This window comes from Nostoc sp. UIC 10890 (assembly GCF_054786515.1).
This window is the reverse complement of sequence record NZ_JBSGKF010000004.1, coordinates 50,118-76,878: the sequence shown is the minus strand read 5'-3', so window position 1 is coordinate 76,878 and position 26,761 is coordinate 50,118. Positions and strand designations below refer to the sequence as shown.

At 41.2% G+C, this 26,761-nt stretch carries 22 protein-coding genes and 2 pseudogenes; 19 read left to right on the top strand and 5 right to left on the bottom strand.

The features are described from left to right. Nucleotides 1-42: 42 nt before the first annotated feature. The 4 genes from ACWATR_RS32685 to ACWATR_RS32670 all read right to left on the bottom strand — a co-directional run bounded on the left by ACWATR_RS32685 (nucleotide 43) and on the right by ACWATR_RS32670 (nucleotide 7,722). Nucleotides 43-867: an IS5 family transposase gene (locus ACWATR_RS32685; protein WP_460342193.1), complete on the bottom strand. Its 825-nt coding sequence runs from the start codon at nucleotides 865-867 to the stop codon at nucleotides 43-45. A gap of 69 nt (nucleotides 868-936) precedes the next feature. Then, complete coding sequence (locus ACWATR_RS32680; RefSeq protein WP_460342190.1) at nucleotides 937-1,386, bottom strand: SDR family oxidoreductase; 450 nt, start codon at nucleotides 1,384-1,386, stop codon at nucleotides 937-939. 9 nt (nucleotides 1,387-1,395) lie between these two features. Next, nucleotides 1,396-2,169 carry a response regulator transcription factor RpaB gene (gene rpaB / locus ACWATR_RS32675; protein WP_460342187.1) on the bottom strand — a complete coding sequence of 258 codons (774 nt, stop codon included), beginning with the start codon at nucleotides 2,167-2,169 and terminating at the stop codon, nucleotides 1,396-1,398. A gap of 99 nt (nucleotides 2,170-2,268) precedes the next feature. Beyond that, entirely contained in the window at nucleotides 2,269-7,722 is a 5,454-nt protein-coding gene (locus ACWATR_RS32670; protein WP_460342184.1) for a trifunctional serine/threonine-protein kinase/ATP-binding protein/sensor histidine kinase, read from the bottom strand. A gap of 605 nt (nucleotides 7,723-8,327) precedes the next feature. Here ACWATR_RS32670 and ACWATR_RS32665 point away from each other — a divergent pair. The 12 genes and pseudogenes from ACWATR_RS32665 to ACWATR_RS32610 all read left to right on the top strand — a co-directional run bounded on the left by ACWATR_RS32665 (nucleotide 8,328) and on the right by ACWATR_RS32610 (nucleotide 19,933). Beyond that, on the top strand, nucleotides 8,328-8,624 hold the full coding sequence (locus ACWATR_RS32665; protein WP_460342181.1) for a hypothetical protein: 297 nt from the start codon (nucleotides 8,328-8,330) through the stop codon (nucleotides 8,622-8,624). A gap of 1,007 nt (nucleotides 8,625-9,631) precedes the next feature. Further along, nucleotides 9,632-10,045, top strand: coding sequence for a XisH family protein (locus ACWATR_RS32660; RefSeq protein ID WP_460342178.1), 414 nt, complete (start codon nucleotides 9,632-9,634; stop codon nucleotides 10,043-10,045). Then, a complete protein-coding gene (locus ACWATR_RS32655) occupies nucleotides 10,033-10,368 on the top strand; it encodes a XisI protein (RefSeq protein WP_012413009.1) in 336 nt (111 codons plus the stop codon). The genes ACWATR_RS32660 and ACWATR_RS32655 overlap by 13 nt, the downstream gene beginning before the upstream one ends. 144 nt (nucleotides 10,369-10,512) lie before the next feature. Continuing rightward, nucleotides 10,513-10,827: a hypothetical protein gene (locus ACWATR_RS32650; protein ID WP_460342174.1), complete on the top strand. Its 315-nt coding sequence runs from the start codon at nucleotides 10,513-10,515 to the stop codon at nucleotides 10,825-10,827. A gap of 51 nt (nucleotides 10,828-10,878) precedes the next feature. After that, nucleotides 10,879-11,892 carry a tyrosine-type recombinase/integrase gene (locus ACWATR_RS32645; RefSeq protein WP_460342171.1) on the top strand — a complete coding sequence of 338 codons (1,014 nt, stop codon included), beginning with the start codon at nucleotides 10,879-10,881 and terminating at the stop codon, nucleotides 11,890-11,892. Between the two features lie 2 nt (nucleotides 11,893-11,894). Beyond that, nucleotides 11,895-12,362, top strand: coding sequence for a hypothetical protein (locus ACWATR_RS32640; RefSeq protein ID WP_460342168.1), 468 nt, complete (start codon nucleotides 11,895-11,897; stop codon nucleotides 12,360-12,362). 2 nt (nucleotides 12,363-12,364) lie between these two features. Then, nucleotides 12,365-13,099, top strand: a complete 735-nt coding sequence (locus tag ACWATR_RS32635; RefSeq protein WP_460342165.1) for a hypothetical protein — start codon at nucleotides 12,365-12,367, stop codon at nucleotides 13,097-13,099. 341 nt (nucleotides 13,100-13,440) lie between these two features. After that, nucleotides 13,441-15,132: a M3 family oligoendopeptidase gene (locus ACWATR_RS32630; protein WP_460342162.1), complete on the top strand. Its 1,692-nt coding sequence runs from the start codon at nucleotides 13,441-13,443 to the stop codon at nucleotides 15,130-15,132. A 521-nt stretch (nucleotides 15,133-15,653) separates the two neighbouring features. Beyond that, on the top strand, nucleotides 15,654-17,063 hold the full coding sequence (locus ACWATR_RS32625) for an ABC transporter substrate-binding protein (RefSeq protein WP_460342159.1): 1,410 nt from the start codon (nucleotides 15,654-15,656) through the stop codon (nucleotides 17,061-17,063). Continuing rightward, a complete protein-coding gene (locus tag ACWATR_RS32620; RefSeq protein ID WP_335033771.1) occupies nucleotides 17,041-17,955 on the top strand; it encodes a carbohydrate ABC transporter permease in 915 nt (304 codons plus the stop codon). Before ACWATR_RS32625 ends, ACWATR_RS32620 begins: the two co-directional genes overlap by 23 nt. Next, entirely contained in the window at nucleotides 17,952-18,836 is an 885-nt protein-coding gene (locus tag ACWATR_RS32615) for a carbohydrate ABC transporter permease (protein ID WP_460342155.1), read from the top strand. Before ACWATR_RS32620 ends, ACWATR_RS32615 begins: the two co-directional genes overlap by 4 nt. An 8-nt stretch (nucleotides 18,837-18,844) precedes the next feature. Next, nucleotides 18,845-19,933 (top strand): annotated as a pseudogene (locus tag ACWATR_RS32610) (ABC transporter ATP-binding protein). Between the two features lie 6 nt (nucleotides 19,934-19,939). On the opposite strand, the gene ACWATR_RS32605 reads toward ACWATR_RS32610, so the two are convergent. After that, complete coding sequence (locus ACWATR_RS32605; RefSeq protein ID WP_460342657.1) at nucleotides 19,940-20,272, bottom strand: transposase; 333 nt, start codon at nucleotides 20,270-20,272, stop codon at nucleotides 19,940-19,942. A 76-nt stretch (nucleotides 20,273-20,348) separates the two neighbouring features. Between ACWATR_RS32605 and ACWATR_RS32600 the strand changes: the two are divergent. From ACWATR_RS32600 to ACWATR_RS32570, 7 genes and pseudogenes are all read left to right on the top strand, one after another. After that, nucleotides 20,349-21,153: pseudogene (locus ACWATR_RS32600) on the top strand (ISKra4 family transposase); the annotation flags it as partial. Nucleotides 21,154-21,333: 180 nt separating this feature from the next. Then, complete coding sequence (locus ACWATR_RS32595) at nucleotides 21,334-22,968, top strand: alpha-D-glucose phosphate-specific phosphoglucomutase (protein WP_460342152.1); 1,635 nt, start codon at nucleotides 21,334-21,336, stop codon at nucleotides 22,966-22,968. 155 nt (nucleotides 22,969-23,123) lie between these two features. Further along, nucleotides 23,124-24,245 carry an IS630 family transposase gene (locus tag ACWATR_RS32590; RefSeq protein WP_460329681.1) on the top strand — a complete coding sequence of 374 codons (1,122 nt, stop codon included), beginning with the start codon at nucleotides 23,124-23,126 and terminating at the stop codon, nucleotides 24,243-24,245. 14 nt (nucleotides 24,246-24,259) lie between these two features. After that, entirely contained in the window at nucleotides 24,260-24,463 is a 204-nt protein-coding gene (locus ACWATR_RS32585; RefSeq protein ID WP_460342149.1) for a hypothetical protein, read from the top strand. 414 nt (nucleotides 24,464-24,877) lie between these two features. Further along, entirely contained in the window at nucleotides 24,878-25,153 is a 276-nt protein-coding gene (locus ACWATR_RS32580) for a hypothetical protein (protein ID WP_069074099.1), read from the top strand. A 318-nt stretch (nucleotides 25,154-25,471) separates the two neighbouring features. Then, a complete protein-coding gene (locus ACWATR_RS32575; protein WP_460342144.1) occupies nucleotides 25,472-26,368 on the top strand; it encodes an acyl-ACP desaturase in 897 nt (298 codons plus the stop codon). After that, a complete protein-coding gene (locus tag ACWATR_RS32570) occupies nucleotides 26,344-26,727 on the top strand; it encodes a holo-ACP synthase (protein WP_141699883.1) in 384 nt (127 codons plus the stop codon). Before ACWATR_RS32575 ends, ACWATR_RS32570 begins: the two co-directional genes overlap by 25 nt. Nucleotides 26,728-26,761: the final 34 nt, after the last annotated feature.

Sequence of the window (26,761 nt, the reverse complement as noted above, 5' to 3'; positions counted from 1 at the left end):
TAATGACTGAATTTATTTGATAAATTGAATTTCTAAATCGATTTATATGGCTAATTCGTGATTATAAATTCCCGCAATTAAATTCGACCTTAAGCCAAAACGTCGGTGACGATTTCGATATCTATCAGACAAAATTTTAAAGATTTTTAGACGACGATTTACGTGTTCAACGGCAATTCTTAATCGATTGAGTTCTCGATTATATGTTTTCTGTTCCTTCGTCAACTTTTTCCCTTTTGGTTTTTTAATCGGTGTTTCACTCAATTGATGAATTTTGTTAATTCCTTGATAGCCCTTATCCGCTATGACCTTGAGTAATTCTCCAAATTTTATCCCACTATTTTTAAATAGCCTAAAATCGTGGATTCTACCCAAACCATGCGCTAAACAGATGATAGCAGTAGTTTTTTGGTGGATAAATACCTGCGTTTTTAAAGTATGAACTAAGAGCTTACCGCTAAAAAATCTTTTTTGCCCAATATGAGGTCTTTCAATTGGGCTTTCCATCACATCCATCACTACCAAATCTTCTTGGGATGACATTTTCCATAATTCTTTTTTCCCAGGCAGACTAAACTTTCTTGAACTAATTAAAATATTTTCAATTTTATAAACTGTTCGGCAGACTGCTGATTCTGACAACCCCCAGTCTAATCCAATATGATAGTAAGTGCGGTATTCTCTCCAATATTGAATAACCATCAAAACTTGGTCTTCAATAATTAATTTAGGACGGCGACCAGATTTCTTTTTCTTTTTTTCATCAGCTTTTACTAACCCAACCATTTCCTGAAAGGTTCGACGACTTACTCCGGTAAGTCGTTTAAATTTCCTTAAAGTAAGCTGCTTGGCTCTCCAAAATTTCACTGCTTATTATTGTCCCAATCGTAAATTCTCAAACCCTTAATTATATCACAAAAGACTTTTGCAAGAGTTCTAATATGGTGCAACTTGGCCTGAAGTCGAACGTCCCCAGCCAGAACTAAAGTTAACAATAATACCCCGTTTGTTTTTCACCATTGCTGGTACGAAATGGCGAATTATATTTGCTACGCCTTTTATATTGATATCTATCAGATCAGAAAATTCTTCAGATGGTATTTCCCACAAAGGTGCTGGGTAATTGGTAATTGCCGCATTATTAATTAATATATCTGGCGGTGAATATTTTTGAAGTACGTCTTGGGCCCATTTTTTTACAAGGTGTTCATTTGCCACATCTACAGATGTGAAATCATTGGTAGCACTAAATTTCTGGCGTATTTTATCAATAGCATCTGATGAACGGGCGCAACCAATAACAGTATGTCCCTGTTGAATAAAACCCTCGGTCATCGCATAACCTAAACCTTTGCTTATGCCTGTAATTAAGATGAGCTTACTCATATTTTTATATTATTCCTGCTCTGAATCAATTATTCGTGGGAAAAAATAACCGCTACCTCTTGCTGTAATAATGAATTCTGGGTCGTTGGGGTCGGATTCTATCTTTGTTCGCAATCGTGAAATATGCACATCTACTACACGGGTGTCTGTACTCATCTCTGGTACAAAGCCCCACAATTGCTGCAAGATTTCTAACCTTGAAAAAACTCTTCCCGAATGATTTACTAACAACTCTAGCAAGCTAAATTCTATACCTGTTAACCGAATGCGCTGCTCATTTTTGTGGACTTGCCGCTTATTGATATCGATTTTGAGATTGCCCAGATGGATTATCCCAGAGTTAGGAATAGTATTTATACTACTTTTGTTGGAGCGCCGTTTTAGTACGCAGGCAATCCGAGCTTCTAATTCCTTGGGTGAGAAAGGTTTTGTCATGTAGTCATCAGCACCGAGTTCCAGCCCAGTGATTCGGTCTGCTACATCTGCCAAGGCTGTTAGCATGATAATTGGTACGTCTGATTGTTTCCGTAATTCAAGACATACACCATAACCATCTAGTTTTGGCATCATTACATCCAGAACTATCAAATCAGGAGTTAAGAGACTAAAAGCTGACAAAGCTTCTTCGCCATCACTAGCTGTAACTACGCTGTAGCCAATCATTTCTAACCGCGTCTGTAAAATTCGGCGGATGCTGGCTTCGTCATCTACTACTAAGATTGTGCCTTTATCAGCTGATAAGTTTCTCAACGCTGTTCCTAATAAGCGAGAACTCTCAACCATCTATTATCTGCTCATTAGGAGTCAAAACCGCAAAACAATCTTGAAGTACAGTCAATTTTAAAATTTCTAGTATTAATAACCTAATTTATTTTGTCTGCGCTAAACACTTCTTGCTTTTAGCCTTGCCTGAAGGGGGATAGAAACAAGAAATTCAGCCCCTTGTCCGAAAACGGATATACATTCCAACTGTCCTTGATGCTTTTTAGTTACGATTTGGTAACTAATAGATAGCCCTAAACCAGTGCCTTTACCAACAGCTTTGGTAGTAAAAAAGGGTGTAAAAAGTTGCGATCGCACATTTTCACTGATCCCAGAACCGTTGTCAGCAATGCGAATGACGGCGATATCACCTTCAACAGTAGTACGAATAGTAATGATACTTGGGTGACGTGCGATATCGGCATAAGTCCGATGTTCGTTAAATTCGTCTAAAGAGTCGATCGCATTTACAAGCAGATTCATAAATACCTGATTCAGTTGTCCAGGGTAGCACTCTACAGGTGGCAGGTCGCCGTACTCCTGTATTACCTGAATTCCGGGAGAGTTTGGCTGGGGTTTGAGGCGATTTTGCAAAATCATGAGGGTACTATCAATACCCTCATGGATATTAACGGCTTTAACTTCAGCTTCGTCTAGGCGGGAAAAGTTTCGTAAAGATAATACAATCTGGCGAATACGATCAGTTCCCACTTTCATTGAAGCTAAGAGCTTAGGTAAGTCTTCCATCAAAAAATCTAAGTCAACTGCATCTATTTGATTCTGAATTTTAGGTGGTAAATCCTGGTTTTGCTGCTGATAAAGTTGTACTACACTCATCAAGTCTTTAACATAATTATTTACGTAAGTAAGGTTGCCGTAGATAAAGCTGACTGGGTTATTAATTTCGTGAGCAACACCTGCCACCAATTGCCCCAGGCTAGACATTTTTTCGCTTTGCACCATCTGGGACTGGGTAAGCTTCAATTCATCAAGTGTCTGCTCTAGCTGCCTTGCTTTCTCACGCGCTTGTGTTTCCGAAATTTCTAACTCCTGAGAGTATATGTGCAAATTTGTGTAGAGCCGAGCATTTTCTATAGAGATGGAAACTTGCGAAGTCAATAAGTTCAGTACCTCTAATCGCTCTGCGGTAAAGGCTCCGGTGGTGAGGTTATTTTCTAGGTAAAGAACTCCAGTTAGCTTACCCTGATGAGCGAAAGGCAAACACAAAATTGATTTGGGTTGATTGGCAACAATATAGCCGTCACTTACAAAACGCTCTGTGTGGCTAGCATCGTCTAAAACCAAATTTTCTTTTGTTCTTTCAACATAGTTAATCAGTAAAATTGGCATTTTATGCTTTACTTGCACCAGACTAGACGAACGCACTGTGACTCGATCTCGATCAATGGTTCCTTCGGCTTCAATCACCCACTGGTTGTCCCGTTTGACAAGTAGATAACCCATTTGGGCACCAGCATTCTCGATCGCGATCGTCATCATCTTCTCCAGCAAAGGATTTAGCTCCATCTCGCTTGAGAGTGCTTGAGACGCTTTAATTGCTGTGCTTAAATCTAGAGTTTGGGTTTTAGCTTCCGCAATATCCTGAATCTGCTTTGTAGCCGTACCCCACCCAGCTACTTCCCCGACTGTATCTCTAAAAAGTTGGGAATATTGTTCATCCAGTTGCTGGACTTTAGCCGTAGCTTCCCACTTGAGATAGCAATAGCGGGCTTCTTTAAGATAAACTTTGGCAAAGTTTTTTCTATCCTTGACCAAGTAAAATCGAAATGCGAGTTCGTTTGCTAAGGCTTCATTTTGTAAATAACCGTTTTCGGCAGCAGAAGCGATCGCCTGATCATATAGTTCCATTGCCTGATAATCTTGTTTACAAATTCGAGCAATTTCAGCTTGAATCAGCAGAAACTTGTGTTGATAATTAGTTGGGCAGTGCATTGCCCATTGCTGGAATTTTTCTAAGTTGGTATTTAGTTTATGCAGATAAGTAACTTGAGTTGCCGTATCTGCCTCCACATAAGCTCCTGCTAAGGCAATGCTTTGGTGAAAATAGAAAACAGGATTAATAAAAATCCCTCGCGCTCCCCCAACAAATTTTTCGGCATTCTCTGCATACTCAACAGCTTTGGTATACTCTCCATACCAATTACAGAGCGCAAGTTTATAGATGTAAACTACAAATGCACTCAACATATCCGAAGATGCCAGTGCAAACTCTAGCACTTGCCGTTCATCTGCCCAAGTTCCAACAAGTTCGTCAATCCTGCGTGCTGGCTTAGTCAGGTTAGCGATCGCTTCCATCGCTAGCAGATGGTAGTTCAACATATTTTTGTCAATCTTGCGGAGGCTAGGAATAAAATCTTCGGCTATTTCTGCGGTTTTTTCTAAAGATTCATTTCCAAATAATGATTGCCACAAAAAATTAACTGAACAATAACCAGACCATTGATAAGAACCTGTTTCTAAACCACTATTAAATCCCTTCAATAAATAAGGTTTACTTTCGCTAATATGGTCTTTGTAGTGGCAAACTAAACCGCCCCACATATTCAGAATATTTGCTTCTAATTCCTTCGTTCTCAAAACTTCATGTAAATGCAAAGATAATTCGCCAAATTCATAACCTGAATCTACCTCACCATATTGAAACACCAGATTAAAAGCATAAAGCATATAGCCAAATACCGAAATTGGCGAGTTGCCATACTGAGCTGAAAGTTGAGTTATATTCATTGATGTGATATGCAACGCTTTCGATCCTAAAAAGTAGGCAATAGGCCAGATTTCTTTTAAGATGCGTTGAGCCATTAACTTCTCTTCGTCTTGCATTGGTGATAGTTGTGCGAGACTAAAAGTCGTGCGGTCACCAATAACTTTTTTAGTTTGATTAAGTTTTTCTAACAGATATGCATCATCAGGATAAGCTGTAAACTCCAAGCCTAAAAGCTCCAAAGTATTTAGCCCAATTTTATATGCGGAGTTTAAATCATTTTCCATCCGATAACACATAATCCGATATTCATTCACCCGACACATATCAAGAGTAGTTTGAACCTGGCTGAAAGTCTGCTCAAAAATCAGCAAAGCTTTTTCATATTTTCCATTTAAAAATTCTGCTTCTCCAGATTGTAAATATAAAGTTAACGTGAGTAAATAATTATCCTGCCAGCTATTTTCAGGTAGATATGTCACCCCTGTTTCTAGCAACTTGAGTGCAGTTACAAACGCTGAAGAGGATTTTGCACGTTGACCTGCTTTCAGATTTAATTCTGCCAGTTCATATCTTTCTGCTGGTTCTACAATCAATGAACCGCCAGCATTAAGATGGTTGACGATCTCAAACAGATGTTCTTCCAACTGGGATTTTTCAGTATTCTGTAATAGTAATTTACCTACCTTCAGGTGTACTTGTTTTTGCTGATCGACTGGAATTAAAGAATAGGCAGCTTGCTGAACGCGATCGTGCAAAAATTTATAATCAACTTGTACAGCAGTATTGCAGTATGTTGCCAATTCCGACTGATTCAACAACTGAGGAATTTTGTAAGTATCGCTCAAAGGAAGAATTAATCCGGCTCGTAAAGCTGACCATAAATCAATTGCTGTTGCTGATGGAGATTTTTCGTTGACTACAGCTAGAATTTCTAAATTAAATCGGTTGCCAACACAAGCAGCTAATTGTAAAACTTGCTGCGTTGGTTCTGACAATCTCTGAATTTTATTCAGCATTAAATCGACCACATTATCGGTAATGGCTTGTGACTGAATTCTGTTGAGATCCCACTGCCATAAACCCGAGCGATAATCAAATGTCAAGAGATTATCTTGATGCAGTACTTTTAGTAACTGAGTTAAGAAAAAGGGATTACCTTGGGTTTTTTGAAATAGCAAATCAGCTAAAGTTTCTGCCTGAGATGCTTCGCAATTGAACGTGTCAGTAAGAAGTTGAGTAATATGAGGTGCAGCTAATGGCTTCAAAAGTAACTCTTCAACAGTTGCCCCAAATGCTTGAATTGTCTCTAGCATTAACATCAGTGGATGGGTGGCATTAACTTCGTTATCTCGGTAAGCCCCAATCAGCAATAGATACTGGCTTTCTGGATCAGTCATCAGATTCTCGACCAGGTTGACAGAGGCGGCATCTGCCCATTGGAGGTCATCTAAAAACAGTACTAAGGGATGTTCAGCAGCAGTAAAGGCATGGATAAATTGTTTAAACACCCGATTAAAACGGTTTTGAGACTCAGCAACCCCCAACTGCGGTACAGGTGCTTGCTGTCCAATAATCAGTTCTACTTCCGGGATGACATCAATAATAACTTGACCATTAACTCCCAATGCTCGTAGTAATTTATTTTTCCAAATCTCTACTCTGGCTTGGCTTTCAGCTAACAGTTGTCGCATTAATTCTCGAAATGCTTGAATCAAAGAAGCATAAGGAATATCTCGCTTGAGTTGGTCAAATTTGCCACCGATAAAGTAACCTCGCTGCCGGACAATCGGTTTATGAACTTCGTTAACTAGTGAGGATTTGCCGATACCTGAATATCCTCCTACCAAGACAACTTGGCTCGAACCAAGGGTAACTTTTTCAAAGGCAGCCATTAAAGCTGCTACTTCTACTTCCCGACCATAAAGTTTTTGAGCTATTTGGAATTGATGCGAAAAATCCTGCTGGCCTAGGCTAAAAAGGTCAATGCTACCTTTTGTTTGCAGTTGTATCCTTGCTTGCTCTAAATCAGCCTTTAACCCGTAAGCACTCTGATACCGGTCTTCAGCAGTTTTGCTCAGAAGTTTCATAGCGATCGCAGAGATTACCAATGGTACATTAGGATTAATCTCATGCGGAGCTACTGGAATTTTTGCAATGTGACAATGCACTAACTCCATTGAGTCTTGAGCATTGGGAAAGGGAAGTTGACCCGTCAGCATTTCGTAGAAACTGACACCTAATGAGTAAAAATCTGTACGATAATCTAAGGTTCGGTTGATACGTCCGGTTTGCTCTGGCGACATATAAGCCAGTGTTCCTTCTACAAGGTTGAGGCTAGTAATTTCTGGGCTTTCTTTTGATAACAGCGAAGCGATGCTGAAATCAATCAGTTTTATTTTTTCGGTATTGGGGTTATAAAGAATGTTTTCGGGCTTAAGATCCTTATGGATAATATAATGGGTATGTAACTCTCCCAAAGTTTCAGTAATTTGAGCGGCAATATTAAGAAATTTTGTCAGTTCAATTCCTGTAGTAGATATTTGGTGTTTTAAAGTTTCTCCACCAAAGTCTTCTAAAACCAGTGCTAGACCATTATTGTAGCCGTTGTCATAACTGATTAATTCATGGGCTTTAATTACACCTGCAATATTCAGGTTTTGGATAATTTCGTATTCGTGCTTGAGTTGAGCAATCTCTTTGATAGTCGGATACTCTGCTTTGAGTAGTTTGATAATAACTGAATGTCTGTTAGCCTTGGAGTCTGCTCGATAAATTACTGTGGCAGCAGCTTCATAAATTAAACTTGTAATACTATAGTCAGGGATGTGAGCAATTAATTTAAACATTAATACTTGTTTGAATGTTGTTTTCTAAGAGATTTTGGTAGTTCTTATGTATGATAGTTCCCATAATTCAAGTCAAGTTAACTCTTCAAATGCTAATTAAGTAAAGATTAGCGAGGCTAATCTTTACCATCACGCAAGGACTATAAACTTTTCATCCTGTGTGTGCAGATCCTTTTTCTACGTAATAGTCTAAGTCTAGTTGTGCCAAATAACTGGCGAATTCACTTACTTGCGTCAGTCTAACAAGTAAATCGAGCATACAACACTGCATTACCTTGTTTAACGACGCGGGTTTACCCTTGCTCCTGATGGTGGAGTTCTGATTCGCCTATTACCTTGCTCTGCTCAATAATTATCTCTACCAGTTCTTGTTTCTATAACTGGTTCAAGCTTTATCAAGCCAATTGCGATCGCTCTATGCCATTTATGCTAGGACATCTGCACGAAAAGCAAATTTGTACTCAATTAATAAATTCTTACAATTTGGGACTCGTATTTCCCATCGATTTGGTGTACCTTATTAATTCCGTGCAATTATTAATACTTATCTTCTTGCAACTTTACAAGGGACAAATTTTAAACCAATGCTTTCGAGGGAACAGCCAATGAATACTTCTAATGAGATAACAAAGAAAATTATCAAAAAATCTGACAAGCTTACCCTGAGACAGATGAAGTTAATCGAAGAAGCAGAAGACCAACTTCTTCAAGCTAATACTGACAATTCTACTGCCCCCGTGGTTGAGGTTGAGGTTGAGGAGAAACCAGTAATCACAATAGAACCTAGAGTTCCCGACTATATTCCATCGCTTGACAATCCTCCAGTACAGTCTGTTGGCAACTCTGGCTGGCAGGTTTCTGATGTCTGGCGGGATATCCGCGTTGATGATTTTTGTAATTAAAGCAGGCAATTTGTATTCTCAGACGGTTGAACATCAAGGCGGTTGCAATTATTCATGATCCGAATCTTAGAGATTGAGGGACAGGCACCTGATCAGGGAGAAAAGTTTTCCCGAATGCATTCTTGTGCAGCAATACCTCTGTCTCTTCGCTGAACCAATATTATGGCAACCGCCTGAGCAATTTTTGTAAACTATCTTTGCACTCAGTCAAAGCTATAGTTAATTGTGCCTATAACAAGTTACGGCTAACTATAACTAGAAGTTAGCACTTCACCTGTGTATTGCTTGACTTACGCATTACAAGCGATAACAGGGATAACCAAAATTCATCGGCAGCGCAATAGTTGATATTTTCGTTGCCAATATGCTCACTCCGCGATCGCATTGTGGGTTTGCAGACTAAGTGAAATTTTTTTAACGCAAGAATAAGGGTTTGAGCAATCTTTGTTGCAGACTAAATGAAATTTTTTTGCGGACTAAGTGAAAATTTCCCCCTAAATTCGCAGACTAAATGAAATTTTCCACCAAAAGAGCATAAAACGTTCCAATTCATTACAATACAAGGCTTTGAGCAAAAAATCTATCCAACAGCGATCGCCTGTCGCTACGAAAGAATCAGGGTTACACCAACAGATTTTCAATTAGTCTGCAATAGAATTTCACTTAGTCCGCACGAATTTCATTTAGTCTGCAAACCGACACAGTCACATGGTGAAAGTGTTGTGTCTGAGGGGAAGTGGTATTAATCGTAGATTATATCGGATAAAAGATAAGGGTTACTTATTTTGTGTTGTAACCTTGTACTACCACGTAATCTAAAGCATAATGTGAGCAAAGTCTAGATTTAAAAGATTTATGTGCTGGAGTCGATAGTCAGTACCAAGTTGAAATCTATGTTTAAATGTTTTACTGGCGAATTGCCAGTGTAAGCATAAGATGAGCAAGTTGCTCACTTTATGCTTACAGTGACAGCAGTATTAAGGTTAGTGTGGCTTTGGTGTAAAACTATGGCTCGTGATTTATTCCACAATATAGTGAGGTCTGCATTAGAAAAAGAGGGTTGGGTAATTACAGATGATCCGCTCAATATTAGGTGTGGCGGGGTTGATGTTCAAATTGATTTAGGTGCAGAGCGACTTCTAGCTGCCGAAAAAGCAGGAGAAAAAATAGCAGTTGAAATCAAAAATTTTGTGAGTGCCTCAAAAATTTCTGAATTTCATACAGCGCTAGGACAATTTATTAATTATCGAACAGCGTTGCGTGTTGAAGAGCCAAATAGAAACTTATATTTAGCTGTACCATTGGTAACTTATAACGACTTCTTTAACTTGTCTTTTATCCAAACTGTAGTCAATGAAAACAATTTGAAGTTAATTATTTACAATGTGGAAACGGAGACAATAGAACAATGGACAAATTAAATGAATATCGAACAAAAGTTAGGCAACTCTTAACTAAACATCTCCAGTACAAGCCTAGTTACGGAGATGTGGAAGTAGAACAAATTTTTGATGAAGAACATGACCATTATCAAATTATTAGCGTTGGATGGAATAATCAGCATCGGATTTACGGGCCAATAATGCACTTAGATATCAAGAATAATAAAATTTGGATTCAACAAAATACAACGGAAGCGGATATTGCTTTAGAATTAATGGAAATGGGTATAGATAAACAAGATATTGTCATCGGTTTCCATACTCCAAAAATGCGTCAACTATCGGGATTTGCTGTGGAATAAACATGATGCGAAATGCAGAATTATTTGGCACTATTCCGATTGAGCATATATTAGTTAATAGAGAGCTATGAGGTAGCAAAAGGATTAATTTACTTTGTATAAAATCGGGTAAAATTTTGTTGTGATAGCCACAAATTGTCAATCATGCTTTATTACAAACTAGTAGGACATACACCCGTTGCTGTTAATTCATTGCCAGAGTGGCAAGATTATTTACACTCAGTACAAGATTCAGGACAACATCTAGTTGCCGAAACTATAGTTGGGGATGCCAAAGTATCAACTAGTTTTTCGGGATTCGATCTCACATTTGGAGATCCTCCGTTGCTTTTTGAAACGATGGTTTTAGGCGGGACTCATCACGGGAGAATGCAGCGTTATTCTACATGGGAGCAGGCACTAACCGGTCACGATCGTACCGTCGTAGAAGTCATGACTACCTCACCACCAGATGAGTAGATAAAAAGAAAATTATATTTAATACTTACTAAATAATTTACATATAACTGGATGAACTACAGCGCAGATTCTTTACCTGAGATCAAACTCATTCCCCTTGATCGTGAAGCTCTACATTTCACACAGCCAGGAGAAACTAGAAGACCACCAACCGATATTCGGTGGGTAAAAGTTCTGGAATTTTTACGCAGCAACAATCTCGCACCAAACAGCCGGAAGCTTTACGAACGCGAACTGAAGCGGTTTTTGGCTTGGAGTGAGCTGCACTATCATGAACTGCGTCCACGTCACCTTGCGCTATATAAAGAATATCTCCGTGATGAAATACTGACTGATGCAGGTAAACCGCTTTCAAAAAGCAGCATCAATGCAGGAATTGCGGCTCTCAAAAGCTTTTTCAAATGGATGTGCTACACGTATCCTGAAATTATTTCTACCTTACCGACACTGGGGATAAAACTGGAAAAAGTGCCACTGCCACCAGCCCAGAGTTTGACCCCTGAAGAAATGGAGCGGGTATGGTCAGCGTTGGAATTGTTGGGAGAAACAAAGCAACGAGATACAGCACTTGTCCACATCCTTAGTCATGGACTCCGAGCAGGGGAAGTTGTACAGCTAAATGTTGGCTCATTTGATGGCAAGCTGCTATTTTTACCAGACACCAAAACCAATGAACCACGCTTAGTTCCACTGCGAAAAGAGAGCCGGGAAGTTTTAGCAGAGTATTTGCTTACGCGCTCACAGCAAGGAGAGGTTTTGACCAGCCTTAGCCCACTGATGATTTCACACCATGCTTCATACAAAGGTGAACGCTTGAGTTATCACGGCATTTACTTTGCTGTAGAAAAAATCGGTGAAATAGCTCATATTGAGGATTTGCACCCTCACTCCTTTCGTCACACCTATGCCACTGACTTATTGCTATTGGGAGTTGACCCCAGCCATGCCCGTAAGCTAACGGGACATCAAAGCGAGAAAGCGTTTCGGCGGTATACGCTTCGCAGTGAACAAGAGGCGGCGATCGCTGCTTACTATCGCGCCATTGGAGAGGACGAAGTGGAGTAGATATGCCAAAGCCACTCGATCCCAAATGTCAGTTATGTGCCAAGTTACCAACAGCTAAAGCCAAGGTGCTGCATGGGACAAATGGGGATGGATGCTGGAATCCTAAAGTTTGCCATAATCGCCGCTCCTTCTACCGTCGTCGAACTGATGATAATTCCGCGCAACTAGATGCCATCACCGTCGAACCGCCAGCAACATATTTTGCTGTGTTGTATCTATATAAAGAACCTGGGGATAAGCCATTGCACGCTTTAGGTGCAGAACTCTGGCTGGGACAACAGCCTATTTGTCGCTTAGAACCAATTCATTGCTTTGGGTTAACGGCTGGCAAGATCCGCGCCTATACAGATCAGGTGTTGCAGGCTTTTGCAAAACAATACGGTGTTTCACTATATCAATATAAGGATATGTTTGAGATTACCTCAAGTCACTGCCCAGTGCGTCCTTGCCCGTTACATCCAGAATCTTAAAAATGACCACATACCGCCAATTAACAATCTGGGATGTGCTTGATGAGTTGTCCGAATCTCCACCAACTTCTTCCCTTGATGCAGTATGGCAGTGCTTGGATACAGAACTGCATGATTTACCTATTGAAACCCAATTATCAACCGCAGGTATTGCCTTCAGTCAAATTGCGGATATTCTCAAGTCTCGTGCCGAAGTGCTGTTGCAAGATACCCGCGATCGCAATAGTCTTTTGGGGCCAATTGTTAGCACCGATCTCTTTGCTGGTCTAGTGCGGACAACAATGCACCTAGATTTAGATGATTTGATTGAACCGGAAATACCACAAACCTTTAAACCACATGGCCCACACCAATTTTCATCTCCTACTGAGTTGGGTGATTCTGTAGCAGCACCTGTTGAAAAAGCGAATGTTTTGGCAATGCTTGATGAGGTAACAACTTTAGAAGATGTTCGCAATTTGGCATCAGACGAAAATGTGGAAAAATGGCAGAGCGCGATCGCTAACTACCTGATAAATGTCAAAGATGAGATTTCTTTAGTTAAACTGCAACGTGTGTTGCAAATGCCGATGGTAGAAGTCTGGTTGGGATTATTGCTAGGTGGGTTTACACTAGAACAACGTGGTGATTTTTATCACAACCATAATGTCTGGGTGAAAAGCTCTCTAACTTCGTCCAGTTTCAATGGCATTGTACAGCATTCAACTGAGTTCAGTTCCAGCTCTACAACTGGCTAGAAATCAACACAATTAAATAGAACTGTGAAAGATGTGCAGTATCTTCGAGAAGATTAAAATTTAATAATAAGGGACTTCCAGTTAAAAGGGTCGCAAGGACTTGCCCCCCTACAAATAAATAATTTGGGATAATTTACAGGACTTACGCAAAATTATGGAAAAACGAACCGCAAAGGACGCAAAGGACACGAAGGGAAGAGGGTTTCAGAGAGTTCTTGCGTAAGTCCTAATTTATTTTCTGCAAGTCCCTAATAGGATTGGTAGACTTAGAATTTTGGGGAAAAACGAAAGTTGCCAATTTCCCTAAATAAAAACTTTTTCATGAGGGAAAGGAAAGATTGATGCAAGCTCCAGTAGATTTTGCCGAGATCACAGCAGAAACTCCGACGCTCTTGGGCGTAACTGCCGAATACCAAGGTATCCAGGCGCAGTTTAACCAGGCTAAAACCTCACAGCAACGAAAGGCTGCCTTTCAACAGTGGGATGCCTTAAGATGCAGACTCAGTACCTGGAAGGAACTCACGCAACTTCACTTTCACCAAGACACGCAAAATCCAGAGTACAAAACTGCCTTGGACTATTGCAGCGAAATTTCACCATCTCTGACTGCCCTTGAAGTAGACTTCAAACGGCAGCTGATTCATAGCCCCGATCGCGCCGAATTAGAACAAAGCTTGGGACGGCAAGCCTTTTTGCTGTGGGAAGCAGACATCACGACTTTTGAAGAAGCGATCGCAGCAGATTTAGTTGAAGAATCTAAACTCATCAATGAGTACACCAAACTGATCGCCTCGGCAAAGTTAGAGTTCGGGGGTAAGCAAGTAAATTTATCAGGTTTGCAACCATATCTGCAAAGTAAAGAGCGAGACATTCGCCACCAAGCAGAACAGTGTCGCTGGCAGTTTTTTGAGCAGAATCAAGATTGCTTTGATCAATTGTTTGATCAATTGGTAAAACTGCGCGATCGCATGGCAAAAAAATTGGGCGATGAAAACTACATTGCGCTAGGATATCGCCGGATGCGACGGGTAGATTACAATCAAAGCGATGTTGAACGCTATCGAGATCAAGTAGTTCAAGAGGTCGTTCCCTTAGCGATGGAGCTAATTGGGCAACAGGCAAAACGGCTCAATCTAGACACCCTATATTTCTGGGATGAGTCCGTCTTTGATGTCGAAGGTAGTCCGGCTCTCATTGGCAATCATGACTGGATGCTAGAACGGGCACAAGAAATGTTTGATGCCTTGAATCCATCGCTGGCTAGCTTTTTTCAGATGATGGTTGAGCAGCATTTACTAGATTTGCAAAACCGTCCCGGAAAAGCAGGAGGCGGATTTTGCACAAGCTTCCCAACCTATGATGTTCCATACGTGTTCGCAAATTTCAATGGCACAAAAAACGACGTTCAGGTGTTTGTTCACGAAATCGGTCATGCCTTCCAAATGTGGCGAAGTCGCCATTTGCCAGTTTTTGATTACCTGTGGCCCACCCTAGAATCGTGTGAAATTCACTCCATGAGCTTAGAGTTTCTCACCTATTCGCAGATGGAAAAGTTTTTCGGGGATCAAGCTGATCGATTTCGGAGGCAGCATCTAGCCTGGTCGATTCTATTTCAGCCTTATGGTGTGGCAGTGGATCATTTTCAGCATTTGGTATATGCGAACCCAGAGGCAACCCCGCAAGAACGACATCTTATGTGGCAACAAATGGAAGCTCGTTATCTGCCTTGGCGTAAATATGGAGATTTAAATTATCTCAACAAAGGCGGACTCTGGCAAGAAAAACAACACATTTACTGTTCGCCCTTTTATTATATTGATTACACCTTGGCGGGGTGTTGCGCCTTGCAGTTTTGGGTCAAAGCAGAAGAAAATTATTCGCAAGCGTTGGCAGAGTATATTGCATTATGCGATCGCGGTGGTTCTGCATCCTTTCGAGAATTAGTGCGCTCGGCAAATCTCATTTCTCCCTTTGAAGCTAGTGCGCTTACTCAGGTTGTTGAAAAAGTGCGTCAGAGTTTGAAGACTGGCTGATGAGAAAGCGTAGATGCTAAATTCACTGAACATTAGTATGTAATTAGCAACTGCATTTAATAATAGTCTAGCTACCATAATTACTGTTAAGTATTGGGGGTGATTTATGGCAAAAGTAACTTCTTTGAAGATCCAAAAGCTGATGGCAGCAGGAAAACCCAAACAATAGACTGCAAATAAGTTTGAGCTAACAACACGTTGCTTTATTCTTACCCAATCAGCAGCAAAATATATTCAAAGTGCCAAATGAGAAACATCAGACTTAATATATTAAAATTTTATACCCCAGAATTTAGGCAATTTTGACCCCAAACATGACTGTACATTTAGTGTTTACTAGCAAAAATTTACACTTATTTACATCAAATTGCTTATTTATTTGAAGCCAGGTCGATGTTAAGTTTATTGACTTGCTTGTTCATTACTCAAGCATTTTGATAAAAAATAATATAAAGCGGGATTTTTGAGATTTTTATGTTTTTATTTCCTAATAATTACCACTAGCGATCGCTACATGAATAATGTTGTACAGAAAGCCAAAAAACAAGTTACAAAAATTCATCCAAAAACAAAGTTATTTCCATATAGGGGTTTTCCTGGCAACTCTGTTGAGCATTATATTGTTCAGTTGGGTAGCACTCTCGCAGCAACCAGTTACCCTGAATCTGTTAATGACTGCCCCTGATGCCGAACCTTGGAGGCAGGGTTTAATTAGAGACTTCGAGGCTGAGAACCCAGGTATTCGCATTAACCTGGTTGAAGGGCCGAATGCCACAAATTTGCTCGAAGACCTATATACCTCATCTTTTATCTTGGGTGAATCCCCTTACGACCTAATTAATATGGATGTGATCTGGACATCCAAGTTTGCTGCTGCTGGATGGTTGCTACCTTTAGGCGATCGCATTTCTAAAGAGGACTTAGGAGCATTTTCATCCCAAGATGTAGAAGGGGGACGTTACCAAGATAAGCTGTACCGCATTCCAGTGCGTTCCGACGTGGGAATGCTCTACTACCGAGAAGATTTAATCAAACAAGCAGGATTGAAACCGCCAGAAACCTTTGATGATTTGATCCGAATTTCCCAAGTCTTGCAAAAGAAAAAGCAGGTGAATTGGGGCTATGTTTGGCAGGGTCGTCAATATGAAGGGCTTGTGGCGATGTTTGCAGAAGTTCTCGATGGCTTTGGTGGCTTCTGGGTTAATCCCGACACTCTCGAAGTTGGGTTAGATCGCCCAGAAACATTACGAGCTATTGAGTTTCTGCGTAGTACCGTAAGAGTTGGCGTTTCTCCTCCTGGAGTCACGACTTACCAAGAAGAAGACACCCGGCGCTTGTTTCAAAGTGGTCAAGTAGCATTTTTACGCAGTTGGCCTTATGCGTGGCCTTTAGCCCAGGCAGAAAATTCGCCAATCCAGGGCAAAATAGCGATTAAACCAATGGTTCACGCTCCTGGTAAGACGGGAGCAGCTTGTTTAGGGGGCTGGGGTTTAGGGATTGCTAAATCTTCTCAACATCCTGAAGAAGCTTGGAAAGCAATTCAGTATTTTACCAGTCGAGAAGCACAGCGCCGATTCATTTTGACAGCAGGCTATGTGCCAAGTCGCCGGGATTTGTTTACAGACCCAGAGATTGTTGCTAAATACCCCCACTATCCGCAGTTATTGGAGGTCGTGGGCAATGCAGTTTTACGTCCACCGATCGCCCAATATGCTCAGACATCAGATATTTTACAGCGTTATCTCAGCGCCGCGCTATCCGGTCGGATGAATTCTGAACGAGCAATGCAAGCTGCTGCTGCGGAAACGCGCCGACTGCTGGGAGCAGGGGGAGAGAAATTAAAAATTAAACAACTTGTGCTTTCTGCCTCCTCTTTGCCAATGCCCAATGCCCAATGCCTTATAACAAATGACAAATTTACATACACTTAGAAGTCGAGAACAACAGACAGCATGGATTTTACTAACACCAGCATTGCTGCTGTTGTTGTTTGTATTTGCCTACCCGATTTTACGAGCATTTTGGTTAAGCGTATTTACGAGAAATCTGGGAACAGAGTTACAACCTGTATTCTCTGGTTTGGAAAATTATGTGCGGATGGCGGGGGATGGTCGTTTTTGGCAGAGTTTGTGGGCGACAACGGTGTTTACAACAGCATCAGTAATCTCAGAACTATTGCTAGGACTGGGAGTTGCGCTAGTTCTCAACCAAGCCTTTTTTGGGCGGGGCATAGTGCGTACAATCGCCATTATCCCTTGGGCTTTGCCTACTTCTCTGATTGGTCTGGCGTGGGCTTGGATTTTTAACGATCAGTTTGGGGTTGTGAACGATATTCTGCGGCGATTGGGGCTGATTGAGACTGGGATTAACTGGTTAGGAGATCCAACGCTGGCGATGATCGCAGTGGTTTTTGCAGATGTTTGGAAAACTACGCCGTTTATCAGCATCCTGTTGCTAGCTGGGTTGCAGTCGATATCACAAGACCTCTATGAGGCTTACTCAGTCGATGGGGCAACTGCTTGGCAAAGCTTCCGCAATATTACCCTGCCACTGCTGCTGCCACAAATCTTAATTGCAGTGCTATTTCGGTTTGCTCAAGCTTTCGGGATTTTCGACTTGATTGCTGTGATGACTGGGGGTGGCCCTGGTGGCGCTACGGAAGTGGTGTCATTGTATATTTATTCTACGGTGATGCGCTACTTGGATTTTGGTTATGGAGCAGCCCTGGTAGTGGTGACATTTTTAATATTGATTGTGGCTGTGGCGATCGCTAGTTTCTTGCTAAATACCGTGCCAAAACATCAGGAGCCATTTAACCCATGAGTGTAACTCCACAAGCAGTTCCAGCGACTCCAAAACGAAAAGGAGAAACCAAGTTTTCTTTTAAAAAAATCTTGCTGCCCATCATAGTTGTATTAATAGTGCTATTTAGCCTAGCGCCAGCCTTATGGCAATTGCTGACCTCGTTTAAAGTGAATGAGGATATTGCCGCCGTTCCTACTGTCTATTTCCCTACACGATTCACTTTCAATCACTACATTGAGTTATTTACTCGTCGCCCATTTTGGCGCTACATCTTCAACAGCGCCTTTGTATCGATTACTTCTACAGCTGTATCTTTAGCGATCGGCGCACCTGCGGCTTATGCCCTCGCACGGTTACGCCCTTGGGGTGAAAGGGTTATCCTCGCCAGCATTCTAATTGTTACCTTATTTCCTGGAATTCTCTTGTTCTTAGGACTGTTAGAAATTATCCAGGCCCTTAAACTCGGCAACAATTATCTGGCGCTAATTATACCCTATACTGCCATCAATTTGCCGCTAACAATTTTGGTGCTTAGAAGCTTTTTTCAACAATTGCCAAAAGATTTAGAAGATTCCGCTAGGGTCGATGGTTACAACACCTTTCAACTACTATGGCAAATCGTGCTGCCCATGACCCTTCCGGCCTTAGTGACTACTGGAATCCTCACCTTTATTTTTGCTTGGAACGAGTTTATTTTCGCTCTCACCTTTATGACTCGTGAAGAATTGAAGACAATTCCCGTTGCTGCGGCTCAGTTGGGTGGTGCGACAGTATTTGAAATTCCCTATGGTGCGATCACTGCTGCAACTGTTGTGGGCACATTACCCCTGATTTTACTAGTTTTGTTTTTCCAGCGCCGGATTGTCCAAGGTCTTACCGCTGGTGCTGTAAAAGGATAGAAATCAAAATGGCTAAACTCGAACTCACAAACTTGAATAAAACCTATAATCCTAAAGTCATCCCTGTCAAGGACGTTAGTTTAACTGTAGATAACCATGAGTTTCTCACTTTACTTGGCCCTTCTGGCTGTGGCAAATCTACCGTCCTACGCATGATTGCGGGTCTTGAAGAACCGACTCGCGGTCAGATTAAGATTGGGGAGGTGGATGTCACCTATAAACGAGCAGCCGATCGCAACATTGCAATGGTATTTCAAAGCTATGCACTCTATCCTCACATGACGGTGTACGAAAACCTTGCTTCTGGACTCAAGCTTAAAAAAGTACCACTTACAGACATTAAACAGCGAGTGGCAGAAGTGGCAGAAGTTTTAGGATTAGCAGAGTTAATGAACCGTAAGCCTGGACAAATGTCTGGAGGTCAACGCCAACGGGTGGCTGTTGGTCGTGCTTTGGTGCGTAATGCTGATGTATACCTGCTGGATGAACCCTTAAGTAACCTGGATGCACTACTGCGGGAACGAGTCCGAGCCGATATCAAACAAATTTTTGCAGCCCAAAAAGTGCCAGTTGTCTACGTTACCCACGACCAAACATAAGCGATGACGCTCTCCACAAAAGTTGCATTGCTCAACGATGGCTATGTCCAGCAACTTGATCCACCTGACCGCATCTATAACCATCCAGCTAATCTATTTGTGGCTGGATTTGTTGGTAGTCCGCAAATGAATTTGCTGACTTTACCTTGTAAGGGACAATATGCGATCGTGGGTCACTTCCAAGTGCTTCTCCCAGATATACCAACAGTACCACCGCAGATTGTTCTGGGAATCCGTCCAGAAGATGTCCGCATTGCTCAACCAGGTGATACCCAAACTATCCAAGGGCGAGTGTTTTTAGTGGAAAACTTGGGTATGCACTATCTAGTCAGTGTCAGGATTGAGGGTTCACAAACCGGAGCGATTACGGTACGTGCTTTGTTGCCAACAGACCAAAATTGGAGTGGCGAGGATATTATATTAGCATTGCCCCCTGAGGATATTCACTGGTTTGATGTTCAATCTGGCCATGCTCTTGTTAAAAGACAAATGTTATAGCGTTTTTTAGTCTAGTGAGGTACAGTAACAACAATGAGTAAACCAGTTGCGAATATCATTCAAAGAGACTTTATTAAAAGCTGATTCAATAGCTTGTGCTAAATTTGGATAGTTTCTAGCACCTATAGAACGTAGTATACTTTTAATCTTTGACCAGCAATTTTCAATTGGTGAAAAATCAGGAGAATATGGTGGTAAATAAATTAGTTTAGCTCCTGCCATTTCAATTAAATTCTCAATTTCTTTTCCCTTATAAATGGAACAATTATCCATCACTACACAAGCACCTTCCCAAAGCTGCGGGACTAAGTGTTGGGAAATAAAAGCAACAAAAGTCAGCCCGTCAGTGGCACCTACAAGACTATGTGCATAGAGTTCGTGAACTTGGGCGGCAACCCCTGAGTGCTAAAACGAGAAGGCAAGAAGTAGGTTAAGTCCATTACTTCAAAAGTGTTGTTTGAGGCTATCAGCTAATGTTTCATATCAAAAAGCAGAAGTTGAGATTGAGGCATTAACAGGAGTGAAAGTTGGTCACACGACGCAACAAAAACTAGTTCTCGAACAAGATTTTCAACTGCCCGTAGCATTACAAGCCGTGTCAGAAGTCAGTGTAGATGGAGGAAAAGTCCGGCTTAGAGGTAAGCCGAAAGCAGGCTGTCACTGGCGAAACTATAAAACCGTTCGTCTGCAAGGGATTTACTATGGTGCATTTTTTGATGACAACCAATCATTAGTTGATTATGTCAATAGTCAGCGTCTGGTTAACCCGTTAGTCTGTTTAGGAGATGGTCATGATGGTGTGTGGAATCTTGTCATAGAAATTGGTAAAAATGAGAACTTTGAGCGTTGGGAAATTCTAGATTGGTATCACCTCAAAGAAAATCTCTATAAAATTGGTGGTTCTTTAAAACGGCTTAAAGCTGCTGAAAGTTTTTTGTGGCAAGGTCAAATAGATCATACTCAGGCTTTGTTTATTCATTGCCGAGGTAAACAGGTGAAAAATTTCATCACTTATCTCAACAAACATCGTTCTCGTATTGTCAATTACAGTTATTACCAGGCTGAAGAACTCTGTTCTATCGGTTCTGGCGCAGTCGAGTCAGCAATTAAACAGATTGGAGCCAGGATTAAAATTTCTGGTGCACAGTGGAATGTTGAGAGTGTCAACCAAATTCTCTCTGAACGCTTAAGCTTATCTTAACGGTTTACTTGCTATTTGAGTGTTTCTGCCAAAAGTGGATGCTCCCGGTAGACATAGCAGTGCTAACTCTCTACGTCTCTACTTAGGTTCTGGATAATGCGTATTTAATTTCACCATCTAAAGGTTTAATGCGTGGCAATTTTTTTTGTAACGAACTTATGCAAAGCTGTAAGAGAAAATGCCTCGTTAAAGATTATCTATGAACATCCGTAAAGTCTCTACCACTCCCTTTCCTGACCAAAAGCCTGGTACTTCTGGCTTGCGGAAAGCAGTTACTGTTTTTCAGCAGCGACACTACTTAGAAAATTTTGTCCAATCTATCTTCGATTCTGTAGGGGAGTTACAGGGGCAAACCCTAGTCCTGGGCGGTGATGGTCGTTATTACAATCGCCAAGCTATTCAAATTATTTTGAAAATGGCTGCGGCTAATGGCATTAGGCGAATTAAAGTTGGTCAAGGGGGGATTTTATCTACTCCTGCGACTTCCGCTATTATTCGCAAGTATGAGGCCATTGGTGGCATTATCTTGTCTGCTAGTCATAATCCGGGCGGGCCAGATGGTGACTTTGGCGTGAAATATAACATTAGTAATGGTGGCCCAGCGCCGGAAAAAGTGACAGAGGCGATCTATGATCGCAGTAAAGTCATTGATGGCTACCAAATTCTCGAAGCACCAGATGTAGATTTAGAAACTTTAGGTGAGTCACATTTGGGAGAGACGGTAGTTGAGGTGATTGACTCTGTACAGGATTATGAAGAGTTAATGGAGTCCCTGTTTGATTTTGAACGGATTCACCAATTGTTGACTTCTGGAAACTTTCGGATCAGTATTGATGCTTTACACGCAGTAGCTGGCCCATACACCCATGCCATTTTTGAGGAACGTTTGGGCGCACCAGTGGGAACTGTGCAGAATGGTACACCCCTCGAAGACTTTGGGGGCGGACATCCTGACCCAAATTTAGTTTATGCTCATGAGTTGGTGGATATTTTGTATGGAGAGAATGCGCCTGACTTTGGTGCAGCTTTTGATGGAGATGGCGATCGCAATATGATCTTAGGGCGTAAGTTTTTTGTCACCCCTAGCGATAGCCTTGCAGTATTAGCAGCAAACGCCAAGCTAGTCCCTGGTTATAGTGCAGGTTTAGCCGGGGTAGCGCGATCAATGCCTACTAGCCAAGCAGTAGATCGAGTTGCCGCTCAGATTGGCATTGAATCCTATGAAACGCCTACTGGTTGGAAGTTTTTCGGCAATCTCTTAGACGCAGGTAAAGCTACCCTCTGCGGTGAAGAAAGCTTTGGTACCGGCTCCAACCATATCCGAGAAAAAGATGGGTTATGGGCTGTGCTGTTTTGGCTGAATATCCTAGCAGTGCGACAAAAATCTGTTGAGCAGATTGTACGCGAACACTGGCAGATTTATGGGCGCAATTATTACTCTCGCCATGATTATGAAGAGATAGAAATAGGGCCAGCCAATACTTTAATAGAAAGACTGCGTTCCTTGTTGCCAAATCTTAAAGGCAAACAATTTGGTAACTATCAAGTTGAATATAGTGATGACTTTAGTTATACCGACCCTGTTGATGGTAGCGTTAGCCAGAAACAGGGTGTTCGTATTGGCTTTACCGATGGCTCCCGCATTGTGATACGACTTTCTGGTACGGGTACTCAAGGTGCAACTTTGAGAGTTTATCTAGAAAGCTATGAGCCAGATCCCGCCAAACATGACCTCGACCCACAGGAAGCACTTGCTTCTTTAATCACTATTGTTGAGGAAATAGCCCAGATCCGCGAACTAACAGGACGGGAACAACCAACTGTGATTACTTAGTGCTGAGTCCTGAGTCCTGAATTAGGAGTTAGGAGTTAGGAGTTAGAAGTATTTTCTTCTTTCCTACTCTCCATTTCCCATTTACCACAGGAAATAATTAAGCTAATCGTCACTTAAGTTGCATAATAAGAAGATGAAGCCGTTTAAAAGCGACGATGCCGCCCCCAGCCAAGAACTTTTTAACGCCAGAACAAGTTAGCTCCTTACAGCAAGCTCTAAAAGAGAGCGACAAACCACACGTCAGGGAAAGAATTTTAATTATTCTGCTACAGAATGATGGGAAACCGCAACATGAAATTGCTAAATTTTTAGGCTGTTCGCACAGAACAGTGGCATATTGGTGTATGCATGGTGATCCAGATGAGCTAGAAACTCTACATAATAAAAGAGAGTATGAACATTATCGAAAAGCGACTCCTGAATATATTGAACTGTTATTAAAAACTGTTGACCAAGAACCATCAGATTTAGGCTACGACTTCGGCAGATGGACGGCAGAAAGATTAGCCACATATTTAACAAAAGAAACAGGAATTGATTTAAGTAGCTCTCAGGTTAGGAGGATATTAAAGAGAAAAAAGTATAGTTATATCTGGGCTAAATATGACCTAGAAGATAAACAAAATCCTATTGAAAGAGCGAAGTTTAAAGAGAAACTTACTCAATATTTATCAATAGCGCGAGAGCAACCAGAGCGTTTACAGGTATGGTTTTGGGACGAGAGCGGTTTTAGTTTACGCGTGATTCGTCGCAAGGGTTGGGGTAAAAAAGGAAAACGCAAGAATGTTCCAGGTCAACGGCGTTGTGGTCGAGTAAATGTAATGGGGGCAATCAGAGAACTAGACCGAAAACGAGTATGCTTTTTTGTTAAAAAAGGGAACGCAGATATTTTTTATGAGCAATTACAACAATTAAATGAATTAATTAAGCAAGAATGGGTAAGCAAAGGAAACCTTGGTGAGGATTTTGCGAAATATGGGCCAAAGATTATTTTAATTTTAGATAATGCTAGTTTTCATAAACGCAAAGATGTTCTAGCTAAAATATCTGAAGAATTCCCAAATTTTGTTCTAGAGTTCTTGCCCGCTTACAGCCCTGATTACAACATTATCGAGTTAGTCTGGCATTCATGTAAAGAATATATTGCTCATCGGTTATTTAAATCAGTAGATGAATTAAAATCACTGCTAGATAAGCTGTTGAATCAAGGCGAGTTAGTGATTAGGTGGCATCGGAATATAAAACATAAAGGTAATTTCAGCTATGTTGCAGCTTAAATGCTGATTAGCTTATGACGACATTTCAGCAACCTCAAACACTGCAAAATTGGCAATTTGAAGACGATCGCACAGGGTTAAGTGTAGAAACCCTCAAACGAGCGCTTGCTGATAATCTTTTTTACATTCAGGGTAAATTTCCGGCGTATACACTTCGCAGCGAACAAGAAGCGGCGATCGCTGCCTACTATCGTGCAATCGGAGAGAAACAAGTCTAGTAGAATATGCCAAAGCCATTAGATCAACGGTGTCAGCTATGTTCTAAACTACCAACAACTCAAGCCAAACTACTACATTGTAAAGCATTCATAAGTCGGAAGTCGGAGGTGGCAATACGGTTAGGTTAACAAAGTATCTGTTGAGGCGAACAGTTCTTGAGCAGGGGGAGAAGAGAAGCAGGGGAAGATAAATTTTAATAACTTTCCTCCCCCTGCTTATGCGAACCGTATTGGACACAGAGGAACTCATCTTTAGTATAAATACGCAGCTAAAACTTTATTAAATGTGCTAATTTGAGCTTACTGTATGTAATCGACAGCATATAAACGTCAAATTTTCTATTAATGTTAAGTAAAACTTGTAACTAACAGCATTTAACTTACTGTAATATCGCAACAAAGGAGTTTCAAATCTTGAAAGACTATATCTGTGAGATTTTTGCCCAAAATGTTGGTTTATCTATTGCAGAAATTTTTGAAAATGACTTGACGCTATCGGCGATTATCGCTCGTTCCGATCGCCTACATAACAGCATCGATCTGATGGAGGTTTTCGCCAAAACTGCGAATATGCTGAAAAAGCAGTATGGAGTCCAAATACGTTTGCCAGCTTTCTCTCTTGATACACCTATTTCAGATGTATTAGAAGCATTTTTAAATGAAGCTGATACAGTTAATACTTTGAGCTAAAAATGATAAATTTTAAATCTAAAGACTTTTTGGATAATAGAGTCTAGAGAATAAAGTGTAGTGGTAAAAATTTTCATTTTTAGTTTTACAACCAGCTTTTTAACTCACGTTTGCCCTACAGCCCTTCGGGCATCCTACGGCGGGCATTACCATACTCTTTCTCCTAACGAAGACGCTAACGCGAACGGAGAACAAGCTACGCGTCAGCGTCTCGAAGAGAAAGGTAGATAGGTTTTGTTTATGTAGCCGCGACTTCCAGTCACCAAGGCTTTTCAAACAACCTCTAAAACTTAAAAATTAAATTCAAATATCTTCACTATGGTAAATACAATTTCTCGATCTGATCTTGTCAGTAACTTATATACAATTGTTGCCGAGCAACGAAGCTCTTTAGTTGATTTAATATGGGAACAACACTATTTCCATGAAAAGCGCCGATGGAGTGCAGTGGAAATGATTGGTGCAATTAACCTGGAGGCTGTGAATAAATTTGACAAAGCTAATCTCTGGAATGCTGGACGTGCAGAATTGACTACCAAGCCAGGAGCCGATCGCTTGGCTAGATTGGCTGATGCTGAGTGTCGTCGTTGGCAAGATCGCAATCCAGTTTTAGCAAGCATTATGCAAGCTTGTAGTACTTGGAGTCGTTACTGGAATGAGGAAGAAAGCTTTCACGAAACCACACTTAATCGCTTATCGACTCTACTCAGTCTAGAACCTGTCAGTGACGATACTCTCATTGAGTTTCGGAAGATTTTTCCCGACGATGACATGCTCAGAACACTAGTATTATTAGCGATTTCAGAGATTACAGCCACGGTTAACTACTCTTGGTGTGCTAATGTTGCTCAAGACCCTGGATTGAAAAAGCTATTTAAGCAAATTGCTGCTGATGAATCGCAGCATATGACATACTTCATAAGTTTTGCCAAAGCTTTAGTTGATAGTAAAGAGTACTCACCCAAAGGCGCATTTGCTGTTGCACACTTGTTTGTGCGAGAAGGGGGCGAACTTTATGGTAGTAACCGTCAACATCTTGAGCAGCGGGATTCTCACGTCAACTGGTGGGATTCCATCAAGTATGAGATGGTTCTGCCAGACAATATTGAGCGCAAACAAAGTCTGATATTTTCTGCTCTCAGACAAATTACAGGAATTCACGTAAACTCTGCGGCTGAAGTTGAACAGAAGTGGCTGGATCTGGTGGGATGTTAATTGGACTGGGGCACGATATTCAACTGATTGCAGAACTAACAACAGTTGAAGCTTTGAAAGTTCCAGGCATTTTCTTTACAAACACTGAGTGCCTTTACTTCAGCCAAAGTAAAAACCCTCTCCAAAGTATGGCAGGTACTTTTTCAGCTAAAGAAGCCTTGTTTAAGGCTTTGGCAATGGCCCCTAATTTCTACTGGACAGATGTAGAAGTGCGACATAATTCCCGTTACGCGCCTTACTTTGAATTTTACGGCTCACTGGCAGAGCATTTTCAGCTTCAAGGTTGGACTGTTCACCTTTCCATATCTCACAGTGGGGATTATGTGTCTACTGTTGTGGCTATCTCTCCCCAGGCATGATTGCAGCGACTTGGCAGTAGAAAGGTGCAAATAA